We start from the raw sequence: 17,396 nt of genomic DNA, 5'->3' as shown, positions 1-17,396 counted from the left end.
GCCGCGCCGTGACGAAAACGCGCCGGACGGCGCAGTAGGGGACGTACTGCGTCCGCAAAGCCGGCAAGGAGGCGTCCATGACGTCCGTGACGAGCACGAGCCTGCAGGAACTGATCGACCGCGCCGACGCGCGGGGCCTCGCCGCCGCCGGGCTCGCCTGCCTCGACCGGTGTCTGCCGCTGCTCGCGCCCGACGGCGCGGACGTCCTCCGGCCCGTCTGGGCCACCGTCGCCCGTGGCGACGGCGGCGCCTGGGGCGAGGCCGTCGCCAAGGCGCGGGTCGAACTCGGCGGCGCGGCCGCCGGGCCCGGCGACGAGGCCGCCGTCCTGGTGCGCGGGATGCTCGACGGCGCGCCCGCCGACTGGGCCGAGGAGGCCCTGCGGGAATGGGCCCGGAGCTGCTCCGAGGCGGCGCTCGCCGCGCACGCCCGGCACGACGCCACTGAGGCGGGCCCGCTGCACGCGGGCGAACTCCTGCGGCAGCAGACCGTCCTCGAGGCCGTGGCGCACGGCCCGACCGGGCTGCGCCGTGCCCGTGACCTCTCGACCGAGGGCGGCCGCGTCCTGCGCGCGGTCGTCTCCCGCAGAGCCCGCACGGCCTGAGCCGTACGGGCCGCGCCGCCTGAGCCGTACGGGCAGCACCGCCTGAGCCGTACGGGCAGCACTGCCTCAGCCGTACGGGCAGCACCGCCTGAGCCGTACGGGCCGGCCGCAACCCCCGTCGTGCGGCCGGCCCGGCTCAGGCCGTCTCTTCCGGGCGGGTCCGCCCGGTGGTCAGGACTCCGAGGCGGGGTCCGTGATCATCAGCGAGTCGATCGCCTCCGCGATCTCCCGTTCGGCCCGGGCCTTGTCCAGGCCGAGGCCCGCGAGGACGCCCTTGCCGTCCTCGAACTCCAGGAGCGCGAGCAGGATGTGCTCGGTGCCCACGTAGTTGTGGCCGAGTCGCAGGGCCTCCCGGAAGGTGAGCTCCAGGACCTTCTTGGCCTCCGCGTCGTACGGGATGAGCGCGGGCACCTCCTCGACGGCCGGCGGCAGCGTGGCGGTGAGCGCCTCGCGGAGCCGCTCCGGGGTGACGCCCTGGCCGGAGATCCAGTGCCCGGCGAGTCCGTCCGGCTCGGCCAGCAGGCCGAGGGCCAGGTGGGCCGGGACCGTCTTGTCGTTGCGGGCGGCGGAGGCCTCGTTCTGTGCGGCCATCACGACGTTGCGGGCCCGGGGCGTGAACCGGCTGAAGCCGGCGTTCGGGTCCATCTTCGCCGTGTCCGCCTCCTTGTCGTCCTTGGGGACGAAGCGCTTCTGGGCGGCCTGCCGGGTGACGCCCATGCTCTTGCCGATGTCGGTCCAGGAGGCGCCGGCCCGCCGTGCCTGGTCCACGAAGTGTCCGATGAGGTGGTCGGCGACGTCGCCGAGGTGGTCCGCCGCGATGACCGCGCCGGAGAGCTGGTCGAGGGCGTCCGAGTGGGACTTCTTGATCGCTTCGATCAGGTCGTCGAGGCGCACCGGGTGGTTCATGCCGAGGGGATTCGTCATGGGTGCAACCTTAGGTTGACAGTCGCAGGGTGTCAACGGGTGGTTGACAGTCGAGTGGAGGTGCGTCGGGTGAGAGGCGGGGCGGGGCGAGTGGCAGGCGCCGGCGTTGGTCCACCGCGCTCACCTCGAGACGGAGACCCGCCTGTGGGTGCCGGTGCCGGCATGGTGCTATTGCGGATGCTCTGCGTGCTACGGGAGGAGCTTCTGACGCAGAGGAGCTCGCCGAATCTATTGCGTCGGACAACCTGCAATGGGATCCAGCACGTTGGTACACCAGCGACGACGGCCTGAATCTCTGTGACTCGGAAATCAGCCCGCGTAACCCAGATGGTCTGAGCGCGCTTTCTGCGGCAGATCTAAGGACAGTGTCGGAGCTCCTGGGGGTGCCCTGACGCCCAAGGTGGTGTGACAGATGAGAAGGCATGCCGTTGCCCAGGATGTTGGCCTTGTCCTGACATCTGCACAGCATCAACCTCGATTCGTCAGCGGTGATCGCTGCTTGTTGAGGTGATTGATTCACCCCGTTTTGTCGCGTGAGTCGAGCTGCGGCGGCGTGCCCACGAGAGTCGCGCCGCCCGCAGCGTCATTGCCGGCGACTGCCACATCCTTCCCCCGCTGCCTTCTGACGCTTGCAGGTGAACGCAGGGAGTAGACGTCGACGTATACTCGCGGCATGTCTGATGCGATGATTCGGGTGCCCGCCGAGGTGCGGGACCGGCTGGCGGTGATCGCGGAGTCGCGGGGGACGTCGATCCGTTCGTTGGTTCAGGAGTTCGCGGAGTCGACGCTGACCGAGGAGGAGCGCCGCGAGCGCGCCGAGCGCACTCGGGCGTATCTGGCCGAGCACTTCGGTGTCGAGGTGAGCGACGAGGAGAGCGCGGCCATGGGGGCCAGGCTCCGCGAGGCGTTCGCCCGGCAGCAGGACGCGGCCGCGTGATCCTGCACCACCTCATCCTCGACGCGCCGACCCTGACGGCGCTCTCGGGGAACCGGCAGGTGTCCGCGCTGATCCACCGTGCTCACTTCGAGACGGAGACCTGCCTGTGGGTGCCGGTGCTGTCGGCCCTCGAAGCGGATCGTGAGCACCCCGGGCTCGCCGAACACATCGGGCAGCTCGACGTCATCCACACCGTGGACCTGGATTACCCGGCGATGCTGGCAGTGGCCCAGCTGCACCGCGACGGCGTTCCGCCAGGCATCGGCGCCGCGATCCATGCCGCCCGGCACCTGCCGGAGTGGGACGCGGACGCCCTGGTCGCCACCGTCGAGCCGAAAGCGTACGAGGGGCGGGGTGTGCCCGTGCTCGACCTGAACCGCTGACTTGGCCGCGCTATGGCGCAGGACGTCCGGATCCGGGGCGATTGCAGGCGTGCACGACCGCCGGCGCAGCGAGGTCACCGACGACCTGGACGCGGGAGAGAACCCGGCAGAGGTCTCCGCTGACGTTCGCCACCGTTCGCCGGGCTACACGATGTCTCAGTACGTGAGCCGTCGAGTGGAGGAGGCCCGGTAGCTCGCCACGAGAGCGGCACAGGGGATTGGCCCGAGGCGGATCGGGTGCACGCCCGGACGCGTTGGTCACAGGTTGGTCATGCAGAAGCCTCGTGCCCTGCGTCTCGCCTGGTCACGGGCCCCGAAAAGGAAGACGACCGGGGCCGCCACCCCCCACAGGAGAGGCCCCGGTCGTCGTCCGCGGAGCCGCAGCACGGCCCCGTACTCCTAACAGCGCCGGGCATGCGTTTTCTGTCACACCCCGAAGGTTGCGAGTTGCACAAAGAACCGGACCCGCGTGGACGCGGCGCCCGAAAAGGACGTAGCGTTCTTCTGCGCCCTGGGCGGCGTGGCGGTGACGACCAGCCGCGATGAGCGCGACGACGAACAGGTGTGGGGAGTGCTGGGGGACGAGGCGGAGCTGACGGCCGCAGTGCTCGCCGCGCAGAACGGTGACGAGGACGCCTTCCGCACCGTGTACCGCGCGGTGCACCCGCGGCTCCTCGGCTACCTGCGCACCCTGGTCGGCGACGCCGACGCCGAGGACGTGGCCTCCGAGAGCTGGCTGCAGATCGCCCGCGACCTCGACCGCTTCGACGGCGACGCGGACCGCTTCCGCGGCTGGGCCGCCCGGATCGCCCGCAACCGCGCCCTGGACCACATCCGGATGCGCGGCCGGCGCCCCGCCGTCGGCGGCGACGAGACCGAGCTCACCGACAAGCCGGCCGACTCGGACACCGCGGGCGAGGCCCTGGAGGCCCTGGCCACCGGCAGCACCATGCACCTCATCGCCCAGCTGCCCCAGGACCAGGCCGAGGCCGTCGTCCTGCGGGTCGTCGTCGGACTGGACGCCAAGAGCGCGGCCGACACCCTCGGCAAGCGCCCCGGCGCCGTCCGTACCGCCGCCCACCGCGGCCTCAAGAAACTCGCCGAACTCCTCGGTGCGGCCGGTGCCGGTGACACCGCCGCCCTGGACGGCGTCCCTCCGCAACGCGGTCCCCGGCCGGAGGCCGGTTCACCCGGCGGTGTGACGCAATCGCGCGCGCGGACGCAGAAGGACATGTGATGGCCGACGAGCGGTACCAGTGGCTCGACCAGGAGGCCGCGGAGCGGCTGCTGCGCGGCGAGCCGGTCGACCCCGTCGACGACGCCTCCCGCACGCAGGCCGAACTCCTCGCGCGCGCCCTCGACACGGCCCGCACCCCCGCCGTGGGCCTGGTCGCGGGCCCCGACGGCGAACTCCCCGGTGAGGCCGCCGCACTCGCCGCCTTCCGCAAGGCCGTCGCCGAGCGCGCGGCCGGCGCCGCCGCGCCCGGGCACGCCGGCCAGACCGCCACCGATCTCGGTCGTGTCCGGATCTCGCCCCTGCTCAGCGGCCGCCGCTGGGGACGCTCCCTGCGCTACGGCCTGGCCGCCGCGGTCGCCGCCGTCACGGTCGGCGGCGTCGCCGTCGCCGCGGGCACCGGCATGCTGCCGCTGACCACCGATCCGGAGCCCGGCACCTCGGTCGTGTCCGTCGGCACCCCGCCGACCGGCGAGTCCGGCAGTCCCGGCACCGCGGGCTCGCCCAGCGGCGGCGCCGGCACGGAGGTGCCCGGCGTCCCGACCGGACGCGACGGGAAGACCGCCACACCCGGCGCCACGGACGGGCCCGGCACCGCCACGGCCGGAACCGGCGGCCCCGACGGCGGGACCGCCACGCCCGACGCGACCGCCGACGGCCGGTCGCCGATCGGCGACGAGCGCAGCAAGGTGATCCAGGCCTGCCGTGACTACCGCTCCGGCCGGCTCGCCGACGGCGGCCGGGACCGGCTCGCGAGGGCGCTCAGGAGCGGCGAGACCGTGAAGCGCTACTGCGACCGGATCCTCTCCGGCGCGCCCACCACCGCCACCCCCACGCCGCAGCACACCGCCGGACGGACGTCCTCCGGCAGCTCGGGCAGCGGCGGCTCCGGCGATGCCGGTTCCGGCGGCTCGGGCGGTTCCGACGGCGACGACAAGAACGACCGAGGCGACCGGAACCACGGGAAGAACCGCGGCGAGGACGGCGGGAAGAACGCCGGAGCGGGCGGCGGCCCGGGCGGGGGAACGCCCGGTGGAACGCACGGCCGGGACCGCTCGCGTTCGTAGTCCCGAAAGAGTCCCGAAAGAGTCCCGACAGCAGGTGTGACACTTTTCGACCCCGCGACGCAGTACTGAATGAGCCGACTGGTCATCGGCGAGCGCAAGGAGCCGGGGTTCCCCCCGTACCTTCGGCTCGGCGCACCGGCGCGGGTGGGGCACGTTCCCCCGGTCCCACCCGCGCCCTCTCTTCCCACGGGGTCACACCCCGGGTCGCCGGCCCGTCGACGTCACCAGTGCACGACGACCTTGTCGCCCACCTTCACCTGGTCGAACAGCGCCGCGAGCTTGCTCTTGTCACGGACGTTCACGCAGCCGTGCGAGGCGCCGTTGTAGCCGCGGGCCGCGAAGTCCGCCGAGTAGTGCACCGCCTGGCCGCGGCTGAAGAACATCGCGTACGGCATGGGCGTGTGGTAGATCGTCGAGGTCCAGTCGCGGGCCTTCCACTCCACCTTGAACTCGCCCTCGCGGGTCGGGGTGTTCTCCGAGCCGAAGCGCACGTCGAACGACGACACCACCTTGCCGTCGATCATCCACGCCAGCGTCCGGCTCTCCTTGCTGATGCACATCACCCGCCCGGTCATGCAGCGCGGGTCGGGAGTGTCCAGCTTGTTGGTGGTGGACGGCTTCAGCTCGTCGGCGGTCGGCCGGTGCGTCATGGCGACCAGCTTCTGCCAGGTGACCTCGTCGGCCGTGCCGGTCTGCGGCAGCTCCCGCTTCTTCTGGAAGGACTTCACCGCGCCCGCCGTCATCGTCCCGTAGAAGCCGGTGGGCGCCCGGTCGAAGTAGCCGATCTGACGCAGCCGCGCCTGCAGCTCGCGCACCTGCTCGTTCTCGTCGCCGTCGTCCATCAGGACCTTGGCCTTCGGCTGCTCCGTCGTCGGCGTGGCCGACGGCTTGTCGTCGGACGAGGGCGTCGCCGGCGATGCCGTGGTGCCGGCGGGCGGCGTCGTGGCGCCCGTGCCCGTACTCGCACCGGAACCGCCGCCGGTGCCGGAACCGCCGCCGGAACCCGCGGCCTGGGCCGTGCAGCCCGCGGCGAGTACCACGGCGGCGGTGGCCAGCACTGCTCTGCGTATGACGGACGAACGCTTCATCGGAGCCCCCCGGGAAGAACGACGTGTGTACGAAGTGATGCTTCCCACGCCCGGGTGGTTGCGCACGTGACCGAAACGAGACGGGCATGCTGGGAACTCGCACGACACACAGCCACGACGTCGATCGGAAGGCACAGCACATGGCGCGCGAGACGGAGTCCGGGCTGCCCGTGGAACCGGTCTACGGGCCGGAGGCCCAGGAGGGCTGGGACCCGGCCGAGAAGCTGGGGAAACCCGGCGCGTACCCGTTCACCCGCGGGGTCTACCCGTCGATGTACACCGGCCGCCCGTGGACCATGCGCCAGTACGCCGGCTTCGGCACGGCCGTCGAGTCCAACGCCCGCTACAAGCAGCTCATCGCCAACGGCACCATGGGACTTTCGGTCGCCTTCGACCTGCCCACCCAGATGGGTCACGACTCCGACGAGCCGATCGCACACGGCGAGGTCGGCAAGGTCGGCGTGGCCGTCGACTCGCTCGACGACATGCGGGTCCTGTTCGACGGGATCCCGCTGGACAAGGTGTCCACGTCGATGACCATCAACGCCCCGGCCGCGCTGCTGCTCCTGCTCTACCAGCTCGTCGGCGAGGAGCAGGGCGTCCCCGCGGACCGGCTGACCGGCACCATCCAGAACGACGTGCTGAAGGAGTACATCGCCCGCGGCACGTACATCTTCCCGCCCAAGCCCTCGCTGCGGCTGATCGCGGACATCTTCCGGTACTGCCGGGCCGAGATCCCGAAGTGGAACACCATCTCGATCTCCGGCTACCACATGGCGGAGGCGGGTGCCTCGCCCGCGCAGGAGATCGCCTTCACCCTCGCCGACGGCATCGAGTACGTCCGCACCGCGCTCGCCGCCGGCATGGACGTGGACGACTTCGCGCCACGGCTCTCCTTCTTCTTCGTGGCGCGCACGACGATCCTGGAGGAGGTCGCCAAGTTCCGCGCGGCCCGCCGGATCTGGGCACGAGTGATGAAGGAGGAGTTCGGCGCGAAGGACCCCAAGTCGCAGATGCTCCGCTTCCACACCCAGACCGCCGGCGTGCAGCTGACCGCCCAGCAGCCCGAGGTCAACCTGGTCCGGGTCGCGGTCCAGGCCCTCGCCGCCGTCCTCGGCGGCACGCAGTCGCTGCACACCAACTCCTTCGACGAGGCCATCGCCCTGCCGACGGACAAGTCCGCCCGGCTCGCGCTGCGCACCCAGCAGGTCCTCGCCTACGAGACCGACGTCACCGCGACCGTCGACCCGTTCGCCGGCTCGTACGCCGTCGAGCGGATGACGGACGAGGTCGAGGCCGCGGCCCTGGAGCTCATGCGGAAGGTCGAGGACCTCGGTGGCGCGGTCAGCGCGATCGAGCGCGGCTTCCAGAAGAACGAGATCGAGCGCTCCGCCTATCGCATCGCGCAGGAGACCGACGCCGGCGAGCGGGTCGTCGTCGGCGTCAACCGCTTCGCCCTGGACGTCGAGGAGCCCTACGAGCCGCTGCGGGTCGACCCGGCGATCGAGGCCCAGCAGGCCGCACGGCTCGCGCGGCTGCGCGCCGAACGCGACCAGGCGGCCGTCGACACGGCCCTCGCGGAGCTGAAGAAGGCCGCGGCGGGCACGGACAACGTCCTCTACCCGATGAAGGCGGCGCTCAAGGCGCGGGCCACGGTCGGCGAGGTCTGCGACGCGCTGCGCGAGGTCTGGGGCACCTACGTCCCCACCGACGCCTTCTGACGGCCCGGCCCGACCCCGCCGAGACCCCTTCGGTACGCGGGGCGGGCCCGGGCGAGGCCCCTTCCGGACGCGGAGCGAGCCCCGCCGAGGCCCCTTCCGGACGCGGAGCTTCCGCGATGCGAAACACGGGAGCGGAGTGTCGTACCGCCGTGCGACACTCCGCTCCATGCTGGGTGTCACCGATCTGCCGACCTATCTCGCCGGGCTCGTCCTCATCATCCTCCTCCCGGGGCCGAACTCGCTGTACGTGCTGTCCGTCGCCGCACGCAAGGGCACCAGGACCGGATACCGGGCCGCGGCAGGCGTGTTCACCGGCGACACGGTCCTGATGACCCTGGCCGCCCTCGGCGCGGCCTCGCTGCTGCAGACCACCCCGCTGCTCTTCACCATCGTCAAGTACGCGGGCGCGGGCTATCTGGCGTGGATGGCGTACGGGATGCTGCGCGCCGCCCGCGAGATGTGGCGGACCCGCGGGCGGGCCGCCGGGGCCGAGCCGGGCGACGGCGCCGCCGACGCCGCGGGGCCGGTGGAGCGCCCGTACCGGCGGGCGCTGATCATCAGCCTCTTCAACCCGAAGGCGATCCTCTTCCTGATCTCCTTCTTCGTGCAGTTCGTGGACCCGTCCTACGCCTACCCGGCGCTGTCCTTCCTGGTCCTCGGCACCCTGCTGCAGCTCGGCAGCTTCCTCTACCTGACCACCCTCATATTCGGCGGCACCCGCCTGGCCGCCGCGTTCCGGCGCCGCAAGCGCCTCTCGGCGGGAGCCACCTCCGCCGCCGGCGCGCTCTTCCTCGGCTTCGCCGTGAAGCTGTCGCTCAGCAGCGCCGCTTGACCCTGACACCGTGTGAGGCCGTTCCGTAGGGGCCGTCATGTTCACCATCGGAGACTTCGCCCGCTACGGGCGGGTGTCGGTCCGCATGCTGCGTCACTACGACGCGATCGGACTGCTGCGCCCGGCCCATGTCGACCCGCACAGCGGCTACCGCTTCTACTCCGCGGACCAGCTCGCCCGGCTCAACCGCGTCATCGCGCTCAAGGAGCTCGGCTTCACCCTCGAACAGGTGGGGGCCGTCCTCGACGACGAGATCGGCGCGGACGAACTGCGCGGCATGCTGCGCCTGCGCCAGGCCGAGCTGGAGACGGCCCTGGAGGAGGCGCGGGCCCGGCTCGCCCAGGTCGGTGCGCGGCTCCGAGCCATCGAGAGCGAGGGACGCATGTCCACCCAGGACGTCGTCGTCAAGAAGATCCCCGCCGTCCGGATCGCCGAGCTGAGCGGCACCGCCGGCAGCTTCGGCCCGAAGGACATCAGCCCGGTCATCGGCCCGCTGTACGACGAGCTGTGCCGCCGCCTGGAGGCCGCCGGCGTCACCGGGTTCGGCCCGGGCATCGCGTACTACGAGGACGCGGGCCGGGGCGACGGATCGGTCGTCGTGCACGCCGGCACGACCGTCCCCGAGGGCACCGTCGCGGAGGGCGTGCTCGTGCACGTCCTGCCGGGCATCGAGGAGGCCGCCACCATCGTCCACCGCGGTTCGATGGACGACGTCCTCCCGACCGAGCAGGCCCTGGCCGCGTGGATCGCCGACAGCGGTCACCGCTCCGCCGGCTACGCCCGCGAGCTGTACCTGGAGTGCCCGGAGGATCGCGGCCGGTGGGTGACGGAACTCCAGGAGCCGCTCACGCGCGCGTAGGCCCCGGGGCGTAAGGGAGCGCCCGGCGCCCTGTCGCCGGTCGCCCCGGCCCCGGCGCACTGTCGCCCCGACGGTCGGGCGGCCGGCTCACCGGTCGCCCGTGCCCGTCGCCGCGGCCTCGGGCGCGGCGGGGCCGGCGGCCCGTACCGAAAGATTGCAATTCGAGTCAGCGTACCCACAGAGGGTGACCGTCATGCCCAAGGAACAAGATTTCTTTCCCCTAAGGGGCTGAACTTTTCGTGATCGACGGGCAGTTGATCTCACCGGGGGCCTACCCTTCAAAAGGTGAACCAGTTGAAGTCCCGAGAGCCCGGTCCCGGCGCGGTGCCCACAGTCCTGCCCGGAACGCTGTCCGAACCCCTGCGTGACGAACTGATCGCGTTCCGCAGGGACTTGCACATGCACCCCGAGCTCGGCAACCAGGAGTTCCGTACCACCGCCGCGGTCAAGGCCCGTCTGCAGGCCGCGGGACTGCGCCCGCAGGTGCTTCCCGGCGGCACGGGGCTCATCTGTGACATCGGGACCTGGGACCGCGGACGGCCGATGCTGGCGATCCGCGCCGATCTGGACGCGCTGCCCATCCCGGACGTGAAGACCGTCGCGTACCGCTCCCAGGAGCAGAACCGGGCCCACGCCTGCGGGCACGACGTCCACACCACGGCCGTCCTGGGCGCCGGACTCGTCCTCGCCGAGCTCGACCGCCAGGGCCGCCTCCCCGCGGCCGTACGGCTGCTGTTCCAGCCCGCCGAGGAGGTGCTGCCGGGCGGTGCCGCCGACGCCGTCGCGGCGGGCGTCCTGGACGGTGTGGGCCGGATCCTCGCGGTCCACTGCGACCCGCGCGTCGACGCCGGGAAGATCGGGCTGCGGCCCGGCCCCATCACCTCCGCGTGCGACCGCCTCGAGGTCACCCTCGACGGCCCCGGCGGCCACACCGCCCGCCCGCACCTCACCACGGACCTGGTCACCGCCGCCGCCCGCGTCGCGGTCGACGTGCCCGCCGTCCTGGCCCGCCGGGCGGACGCCCGCTCCGGGCTCTCGGTCACCTGGGGCCGCATCGAGTCCGGCCACGCGCCCAACGTCATCCCGCAGCACGCCGAGCTCTCCGGCACCGTCCGCTGCCTCGACCTGCCGACCTGGCGCGAGGCCCCCGACCTGGTGCACGCCGCGGTCGACGAGATCGCCACGCTGCACCGCGCCAAGTCGACCGTCGACTACGTCCGCGGCGTCCCGCCGGTCGTCAACGACCCGGTCGTCACCGAGCTGCTCCGCGACGCGATGACCGCCCGCCGCGGCCCGCTCGCGGTCGAGGACACCGAGCAGTCGCTCGGCGGCGAGGACTTCTCCTGGTACCTGGAGCACGTCCCGGGCGCCATGGCCAGGCTCGGCGTCCGCACTCCGGGCGACACCCGGGTGCGCGACCTCCACGCCGGCGACTTCGACGTCGACGAGCGGGCCATCGGGGTGGGCGTGGAGCTGTTCACGGCCGCGGCGCTCCTCGACGGCATGCCGAAGGCCGCGACGCGCTGATCCGGAGCCGCCGCCGATCCGTCACGGACCGGTCCGCCGAAGGCTGCGGGCCGGTCCGCCGGAGGTCACGGGGCCGGTCCGCCGCAGGTCGCGGGGCCGGCCCGCCCGAGAGCACGGGGCCGGCCCGCCCGAGGCCGTGATCCGGGCGCCGCGCGAACCGCGAAATCCGGACGTTTAAGTACGACTTAATGAGGGACCGGAAGCCGTTCATCCGCCTGGCCCAGTGCCCGGCGTGTCGCTTCGGGGCGCGGCCCGTACACCCGTACCAGCGTGTATGACGGGCGGTATCGGGCCGGACGCCCCCGGTGTGTGGCCTGGCCGGTTCGCGTCGATCCGATAACGACTCATGAACGGGTCTTTAACTGACATCTACGCGCGTTACGATCGCCGCGAAACCAGCGCCGGAAGAGGCGCTTTCGGTCAGTCTTGAAGGGACCCTCCTCTTGCGCCGGATCACCAGGATCACGACCGTGGGCATCGCCTCTGCGGCGCTTGCCCTGTCCGCCACCGCGTGTGGCAAGTCGTCGACGGACTCGGGCTCCAGCTCCACCTCGAGCGCCGGTGCCGTCAAGGCCGCCATCGCCTACGACATCGGCGGCCGCGGCGACCAGTCCTTCAACGACGCCGCCTACGCCGGTCTGAAGAAGGCCGAGGACGAGCTCGACGTCAAGGGTTCCGAGGCCGAGCCCTCGGAGGGTGAGGGCGACGCCGACAAGGTGCAGCGCCTCACCGCCCTCGCCCGCGCCGGGAACAACCCGGTCATCGGCGTCGGCTTCGCCTACGCCCCGGCCATCGAGAAGGTCGCCAAGGCCTACCCGAAGACCACCTTCGGCCTGATCGACGACACGTCGAAGACCGGCCCGAACATCGCCAACCTCGTCTTCAACGAGGAGCAGGGCTCCTACCTGGCCGGCGTCGCCGCCGCCAAGGCCTCCAAGACCGGCACGGTCGGCTTCATCGGCGGTGTCGAGGTTCCGCTGATCAAGAAGTTCGAGGCGGGCTTCGTCCAGGGCGTCAAGGACACCAACCCCAAGGCCAAGGTGCTCACCCAGTACCTGACCCAGCCGCCGAACTTCGACGGCTTCTCGAAGCCGGACCTCGGCAAGGCCGCCGCGCAGGGCCAGCTCGACAAGGGCGCCGACGTGATCTACGCGGCCGCCGGTCTCGCCGGCTCCGGCGCGATCGAGGCCACCGCCAAGGCCGGCAAGTGGGCCATCGGCGTGGACTCCGACCAGTACAACCAGAAGGGCCTCGCGGCCTACAAGGACCACATCCTGACCTCGGTCACCAAGGACGTGTCCGACTCCGTCTACAACCTGATCAAGTCGGTCAAGGACGGCAAGCCGCAGAGCGGTGAGGTCCGCTACGGCCTCGCGACGGACGGCGTCGGCCTGGCCACGTCCAACCCGGCGTACTCGAGCATGACCGAGATGGTCGCCGCCGTGGACAAGGCGAAGAAGGACATCGTCGACGGCAAGATCACCGTCAAGACCACGCCGTAACGGCATCCAGGTCCTGACCTGAGCCTGCGGGCCCGGATCCGGTGGCACCCCACCGGAGCCGGGCCCCGGCCCCATTCCCCCGGAACGGGACCCAATCCCGTACGGGTTTTCAATTTCCGGCAGTGCTACGCGTGTAGATGTCCCAGCGGCACGATAACTTCGCCCCGCCCTGCCCCTCCGCTCCCACTCCTTCCGGCCAAGGAGAGTGCGCCATCAACGCGTCCAGCCCCCCTGCCGTAGAACTCCACGGCATCACCAAGCGCTTCCCCGGCGTCGTCGCCAACAAGGACATCGCGATCACCGTTCGCAAGGGCACCGTGCACGCCCTGATCGGTGAGAACGGTGCCGGCAAGTCGACCCTGATGAAGATCCTGTACGGCATGCAGAAGCCGGACGAGGGCACCATCGCCATCGACGGCGAGCAGGTCACCTTCTCCAGCCCCGGTGACGCCATCGCGCGCGGCATCGGCATGGTGCACCAGCACTTCATGCTCGCCGACAACCTCACCGTCCTGGAGAACGTCGTCCTCGGCGGCGAGAAGCTCTACGGCATCGGTGCCAAGGCCCGCCGGAAGATCCAGGAGATCTCCGACGCGTACGGCCTCGGCGTCCGCCCCGACGCGCTCGTCGAGGACCTCGGCGTCGCCGACCGGCAGCGCGTGGAGATCCTCAAGGTGCTCTACCGCGGCGCCAGGATCCTCATCCTCGACGAGCCGACCGCCGTGCTCGTCCCGCAGGAGGTCGACGCGCTCTTCGACAACCTGCGCGAGCTCAAGTCCGAGGGCCTCACGGTCATCTTCATCTCGCACAAGCTGGGCGAGGTCCTCAAGGTCGCCGACGACATCACGGTCATCCGCCGCGGCACGACCGTCGGCACCGCCGACCCGAAGACCGCCACCACCAAGCAGCTCGCCGAGCTGATGGTCGGCACCGAGCTGCCGTCGCCGGAGACCCGCGAGTCCACGGTCACGGACGTGCCCATGCTCCAGGTCACGGGCCTCACCCTGACCGAGGCCGGCGCCGCTGCCGCCGCCCCGCTGACCACCGCCGCCCCGCCGGACCCGTCCGGCGCGGTCGCCCTCCAGGAGATCGGCGCCGGCCGCAAGCTGCTCGACGACATCTCGCTGACCATCCACAAGGGCGAGATCCTGGGCATCGCCGGCGTCGAGGGCAACGGCCAGACCGAGCTCATCGAGGCCCTCATGGGCATGAACAGCCCCGACGCGGGCGTCATCACCCTCGACGGCAAGGACATCTCCACCACCCCCGTGCGCAAGCGCCGCGAAGGCGGCATCGGCTACATCCCCGAGGACCGCCACCGCCACGGTCTGCTCCTCGAGGCCCCGCTCTGGGAGAACCGCATCCTCGGCCACGTCACCGAGGCGCCCAACTCCCGGCGCGGCGTCCTCGACCCGAAGGCCGCCCGCAAGGACACCGAGCGGATCGTGCGCGAGTACGACGTGCGCACGCCGGGCATCGACGTCACCGCGGCCTCGCTCTCCGGCGGCAACCAGCAGAAGCTGATCGTCGGCCGCGAGATGAGCCACGCCCCCAAGTTCCTGATCGCCGCCCACCCCACCCGCGGAGTGGACGTCGGCGCGCAGGCGCAGATCTGGGACGCGATCCGCGACGCCCGCCGCGAGGGCCTCGCGGTGCTGCTGATCTCCGCCGACCTCGACGAGCTGATCGGCCTGTCCGACACCCTCAAGGTCATGTACCGCGGCCGGTTCGTCGCGGACGCCGACCCCGCCACCATCACGCCCGAGCAGCTGGGCTCCGCCATGACCGGCGCGGCCACCGGCCGGCTCGAAGGCACCGACGCGCCCTCCGCAGAGCACCCCGAAGACGGTGACGCCCGATGATGAAATTCGACAAGGACAAGCTGATCATCGGGGCCGCGGGCCCGGTGCTCGCGCTGGTCTCCTCGTTCGTGCTCACCATGCTGGTGCTGCTCGCCACGGGCCTCGACCCGATCGAGCCGATCCGGCTGATGATCGACAACGCCGGGTTCTCCGACATCCAGGTCCTGATCGTCAACCAGACGGGGATCTACTACCTGGCGGCGCTCGCGGTGGCCATCGGCTTCCGGATGAACCTCTTCAACATCGGCGTCGACGGCCAGTACCGCCTCGCGGCCATGGTCTCCGCCCTGGTCGGCGCCTCGATCGAACTGCCCGGCCCGCTGCACATCCTCGTGATCGTGCTCACCGCCATGCTCACCGGAGCCTTCTGGGCCGGTATCGCCGGCATCCTGAAGACCACCCGAGGCGTCTCCGAGGTCGTCTCGACGATCATGCTCAACGCCATCGCGACCTCGCTGGTGGCCTGGCTGATCCTGCCCAAGAACTTCGGCGTCCAGCCCGAGGGCTCCAACAACCTCACCACCGGTGAGATCGCCGAGTCCGGCTGGTTCCCGGGCATCGACATGGGCGAGGGCAACGGCGTCATCTACGGCTTCACCTTCGTGGCGCTCGCGCTCGGCGTCGTCTACTGGTTCGTCCTCAACCGCACCCGCTTCGGCTTCGACCTGCGCGCCACCGGCGCCAGCGAGTCGGCCGCCCAGGCGAGCGGTGTCGACGCCAAGAGGATGATCCTCACCTCGATGCTGCTCTCCGGCGCGCTCGCCGGTCTGTCCGGCATGCCGACGCTGCTCGGTGAGACCCACACGTACAGCCTCGACTTCCCCGTCGGCGTCGGCTTCACCGCCATCACCATCGCCCTGCTCGGCCGCAACCACCCGGTCGGCATCTTCTTCGCCGCCCTGCTCTTCGCCTTCCTGGAGAAGACGTCGTCGTCGCTCGACGTCGCGGGCTACCCGAAGGAGATCACCAAGATCATGCAGGGCATCATCGTGATCGCCGTGGTCGTCTCCTACGAACTCGTCCGCCGTTACGGCCTCCGCCGCCAGCAGCAGAAGGTCGGCGAGGAACTCGCCGCCGGCGGCGCCCTCAAGACCGACAAGGAGGTTGCGGCATGAGCACGGGTACCGTCACCAAGCCGAGCGCCGCGCCCAAGAAGGCGGGCGGCCGCCGCAAGCTGACCTGGCCCTGGATCCTGCTGATCGTCGCGGCCGCTCTCGTCCTGTTCTCGCTGGTCCGGGTCGTCTCCGGGGCCAACGACCTCACCTCCGTCGGCCAGGTCTCCGGCGCGCTGCAGCTCGCGGTGCCGATCGGTCTCGCCGGTCTCGGCGGTCTGTGGTCCGAGCGGGCGGGCGTCGTCAACATCGGTCTCGAGGGCATGATGGTCCTCGGCACCTGGTTCGGTGCCTGGGCCGGCTACCAGTGGGGCCCGTGGACGGGCGTCGTCGTCGGTCTGCTCGGTGGTGCGCTGGGCGGTCTGCTGCACGCGATCATCACCGTCACGTTCAACGTGAACCACATCGTGTCCGGTGTCGCCATCAACATCCTCGCGGTGGGCTTCACCCAGTACCTGTCGAACTTCACCTTCGCCGAGGCCGAGGGCGGCTCCTCCAAGCAGTCCCCGCGCATCGACCAGATCACCCAGATCACCATCCCGGGGCTCTCGGACTGGCTGGCCGACCTCCAGGCCAAGCACTGGTTCCTGATCTCCGACCTGGCCGGCATCCTCGGCGGTCTGGTCACCAACCTGTCGCTGCTGACCGTGGTCGCCCTCCTGCTGATCCCGGTCACGTGGTGGGCGCTGTGGCGCACGGCCTTCGGCCTGCGGCTGCGGTCCTGCGGTGAGAACCCGGTCGCCGCCGAGTCGCTCGGCGTCAACGTCTACAAGTACAAGTACATCGCCGTCGCGATCTCCGGTGCCCTCGCGGGTCTCGGCGGCGCGTTCCTGGCGATCGTCTCCACCGGCATCTACCAGGAGGGCCAGACCGGCGGCCGCGGTTACATCGGTCTCGCCGCGATGATCTTCGGCAACTGGATGCCGGGCGGCATGGCCATGGGCGCCGGCCTGTTCGGCTTCACCGACAGCCTCAAGCTGCGCGGCGGCGCCGAGAACGTCCACGCGCTGCTGCTGCTGGTCGCGCTGCTGCTGGTGATCGCCGCGCTGTGGCAGATGTACCGCAAGAAGTGGGTGGTCGCCGCGATCGGCGCCGTCTTCGCCGTCGGCTTCTTCTTCTGGTACGTCCTCACCGACGAGGTCCCGAGCCAGTTCGTGGACGCCGCCCCGTACGTCACCACGCTGCTCGTGCTCGCCCTGTCGGCGCAGCGGCTGCGGATGCCGAAGGCGGACGGTCTGCCCTACCGGAAGGGCCAGGGCAAGTGACCCCGGCCGACACCGAGCCGGACTGGGAGCTGCTGCGTACGGCGGCGCGCGAGGCGATGTCCCGCGCCTACGCCCCGTACTCGAAGTTCCCGGTCGGCGCGGCGGCCCTCGTCGACGACGGGCGGGTGGTCTCCGGCTGCAACGTGGAGAACGCCTCGTTCGGCCTCGGCCTGTGCGCCGAGTGCGGCCTGGTCTCTCAGCTCCAGTCGACCGGTGGCGGACGGCTCACGCACTTCGTGTGCGTGGACGGCAGCGGCGGCCCGCTGGTGCCGTGCGGGCGCTGCCGGCAGCTGCTGTACGAGTTCGGCGGGCCCGGGCTCGTGCTGGAGACGCCCGCGGGGTTCGTGACCCTGGCGGAGATGCTGCCGCAGGCCTTCGGCCCGGACCACCTCGCGAAGTAGCACCTCGGAGCGGCCCTTCCGGCACGATGGGAAGGGCCGCTCCTCCTTTCACTCCCTCTATGCGCGTAGAAAGAGGCACC

At 71.2% G+C, this 17,396-nt stretch carries 16 protein-coding genes; 14 read left to right on the top strand and 2 right to left on the bottom strand.

Annotated features, from left to right (window positions below; all coding sequences use genetic code 11):
- Positions 1-77: 77 nt before the first annotated feature.
- Positions 78-602: a hypothetical protein gene (locus ESG85_RS23420; protein ID WP_128982411.1), complete on the top strand. Its 525-nt coding sequence runs from the start codon at positions 78-80 to the stop codon at positions 600-602.
- A 171-nt stretch (positions 603-773) separates the two neighbouring features.
- Here ESG85_RS23420 and ESG85_RS23415 read toward each other — a convergent pair whose 3' ends face one another.
- Positions 774-1,526 (bottom strand): Clp protease N-terminal domain-containing protein, encoded by a 753-nt coding sequence (locus ESG85_RS23415; RefSeq protein WP_128982409.1) that lies wholly within the window; start codon positions 1,524-1,526, stop codon positions 774-776.
- 673 nt (positions 1,527-2,199) lie between these two features.
- Between ESG85_RS23415 and ESG85_RS23410 the strand changes: the two genes are divergently transcribed.
- The 4 genes from ESG85_RS23410 (at position 2,200) to ESG85_RS23395 (ending at position 5,147) form a co-directional block, all read left to right on the top strand.
- Entirely contained in the window at positions 2,200-2,463 is a 264-nt protein-coding gene (locus ESG85_RS23410) for a hypothetical protein (RefSeq protein ID WP_128982407.1), read from the top strand.
- The gene (locus ESG85_RS23405) at positions 2,460-2,846 is read left to right on the top strand and encodes a PIN domain-containing protein (RefSeq protein ID WP_128982405.1); all 387 of its coding nucleotides are present in this window, start codon (positions 2,460-2,462) and stop codon (positions 2,844-2,846) included. Before ESG85_RS23410 ends, ESG85_RS23405 begins: the two co-directional genes overlap by 4 nt.
- A gap of 571 nt (positions 2,847-3,417) precedes the next feature.
- Positions 3,418-4,083: an RNA polymerase sigma factor gene (locus ESG85_RS23400; protein WP_128982489.1), complete on the top strand. Its 666-nt coding sequence runs from the start codon at positions 3,418-3,420 to the stop codon at positions 4,081-4,083.
- Positions 4,083-5,147: a hypothetical protein gene (locus ESG85_RS23395; protein WP_128982403.1), complete on the top strand. Its 1,065-nt coding sequence runs from the start codon at positions 4,083-4,085 to the stop codon at positions 5,145-5,147. Before ESG85_RS23400 ends, ESG85_RS23395 begins: the two co-directional genes overlap by 1 nt.
- A 221-nt stretch (positions 5,148-5,368) precedes the next feature.
- Here the strand turns inward: ESG85_RS23395 and ESG85_RS23390 are convergent, their stop codons facing one another.
- Complete coding sequence (locus ESG85_RS23390) at positions 5,369-6,235, bottom strand: L,D-transpeptidase family protein (RefSeq protein ID WP_128982401.1); 867 nt, start codon at positions 6,233-6,235, stop codon at positions 5,369-5,371.
- A 140-nt stretch (positions 6,236-6,375) separates the two neighbouring features.
- On the opposite strand from ESG85_RS23390, the gene ESG85_RS23385 reads away from it, so the two are divergent.
- From ESG85_RS23385 to ESG85_RS23345, 9 genes are all read left to right on the top strand, one after another.
- Positions 6,376-7,956 carry an acyl-CoA mutase large subunit family protein gene (locus ESG85_RS23385; protein ID WP_128982399.1) on the top strand — a complete coding sequence of 527 codons (1,581 nt, stop codon included), beginning with the start codon at positions 6,376-6,378 and terminating at the stop codon, positions 7,954-7,956.
- A 166-nt stretch (positions 7,957-8,122) separates the two neighbouring features.
- Positions 8,123-8,788, top strand: coding sequence for a leucine efflux protein LeuE (leuE, locus tag ESG85_RS23380; RefSeq protein WP_128982397.1), 666 nt, complete (start codon positions 8,123-8,125; stop codon positions 8,786-8,788).
- A gap of 37 nt (positions 8,789-8,825) precedes the next feature.
- A complete protein-coding gene (locus ESG85_RS23375; protein WP_128982395.1) occupies positions 8,826-9,647 on the top strand; it encodes a MerR family transcriptional regulator in 822 nt (273 codons plus the stop codon).
- A 285-nt stretch (positions 9,648-9,932) separates the two neighbouring features.
- Positions 9,933-11,174, top strand: coding sequence for an amidohydrolase (locus tag ESG85_RS23370; protein ID WP_128982393.1), 1,242 nt, complete (start codon positions 9,933-9,935; stop codon positions 11,172-11,174).
- A 443-nt stretch (positions 11,175-11,617) separates the two neighbouring features.
- Complete coding sequence (locus tag ESG85_RS23365) at positions 11,618-12,676, top strand: BMP family lipoprotein (protein WP_128982391.1); 1,059 nt, start codon at positions 11,618-11,620, stop codon at positions 12,674-12,676.
- Between the two features lie 137 nt (positions 12,677-12,813).
- Complete coding sequence (locus tag ESG85_RS23360; protein WP_128982389.1) at positions 12,814-14,538, top strand: ABC transporter ATP-binding protein; 1,725 nt, start codon at positions 12,814-12,816, stop codon at positions 14,536-14,538.
- Complete coding sequence (locus ESG85_RS23355; protein WP_128982387.1) at positions 14,535-15,653, top strand: ABC transporter permease; 1,119 nt, start codon at positions 14,535-14,537, stop codon at positions 15,651-15,653. The genes ESG85_RS23360 and ESG85_RS23355 overlap by 4 nt, the downstream gene beginning before the upstream one ends.
- On the top strand, positions 15,650-16,915 hold the full coding sequence (locus ESG85_RS23350; protein ID WP_128982385.1) for an ABC transporter permease: 1,266 nt from the start codon (positions 15,650-15,652) through the stop codon (positions 16,913-16,915). Before ESG85_RS23355 ends, ESG85_RS23350 begins: the two co-directional genes overlap by 4 nt.
- Positions 16,912-17,316, top strand: coding sequence for a cytidine deaminase (locus tag ESG85_RS23345; protein WP_128982383.1), 405 nt, complete (start codon positions 16,912-16,914; stop codon positions 17,314-17,316). The genes ESG85_RS23350 and ESG85_RS23345 overlap by 4 nt, the downstream gene beginning before the upstream one ends.
- Positions 17,317-17,396 lie beyond the last annotated feature (80 nt).

Source organism: Streptomyces roseicoloratus, from assembly GCF_004117935.1.
In the GTDB taxonomy this organism is placed as follows: domain Bacteria; phylum Actinomycetota; class Actinomycetes; order Streptomycetales; family Streptomycetaceae; genus Streptomyces; species Streptomyces roseicoloratus.
This window is presented reverse-complemented; position numbering and strand designations above follow the sequence as displayed.

Excerpts from the sequence above, each read along its gene's own strand:
- ESG85_RS23420 (WP_128982411.1), top strand. The coding sequence starts at position 78 with ATGACGTCCGTGACGAGCACGAGCCTGCAGGAACTGATCGACCGCGCC.
- ESG85_RS23415 (WP_128982409.1), bottom strand. The coding sequence starts at position 1,526 with ATGACGAATCCCCTCGGCATGAACCACCCGGTGCGCCTCGACGACCTG.
- ESG85_RS23410 (WP_128982407.1), top strand. The coding sequence starts at position 2,200 with ATGTCTGATGCGATGATTCGGGTGCCCGCCGAGGTGCGGGACCGGCTG.
- ESG85_RS23395 (WP_128982403.1), top strand. The coding sequence starts at position 4,083 with ATGGCCGACGAGCGGTACCAGTGGCTCGACCAGGAGGCCGCGGAGCGG.
- ESG85_RS23390 (WP_128982401.1), bottom strand. The coding sequence starts at position 6,235 with ATGAAGCGTTCGTCCGTCATACGCAGAGCAGTGCTGGCCACCGCCGCC.
- ESG85_RS23385 (WP_128982399.1), top strand. The coding sequence starts at position 6,376 with ATGGCGCGCGAGACGGAGTCCGGGCTGCCCGTGGAACCGGTCTACGGG.
- leuE (WP_128982397.1), top strand. The coding sequence starts at position 8,123 with ATGCTGGGTGTCACCGATCTGCCGACCTATCTCGCCGGGCTCGTCCTC.
- ESG85_RS23375 (WP_128982395.1), top strand. The coding sequence starts at position 8,826 with ATGTTCACCATCGGAGACTTCGCCCGCTACGGGCGGGTGTCGGTCCGC.
- ESG85_RS23360 (WP_128982389.1), top strand. The coding sequence starts at position 12,814 with ATGTCCCAGCGGCACGATAACTTCGCCCCGCCCTGCCCCTCCGCTCCC.
- ESG85_RS23355 (WP_128982387.1), top strand. The coding sequence starts at position 14,535 with ATGATGAAATTCGACAAGGACAAGCTGATCATCGGGGCCGCGGGCCCG.
- ESG85_RS23350 (WP_128982385.1), top strand. The coding sequence starts at position 15,650 with ATGAGCACGGGTACCGTCACCAAGCCGAGCGCCGCGCCCAAGAAGGCG.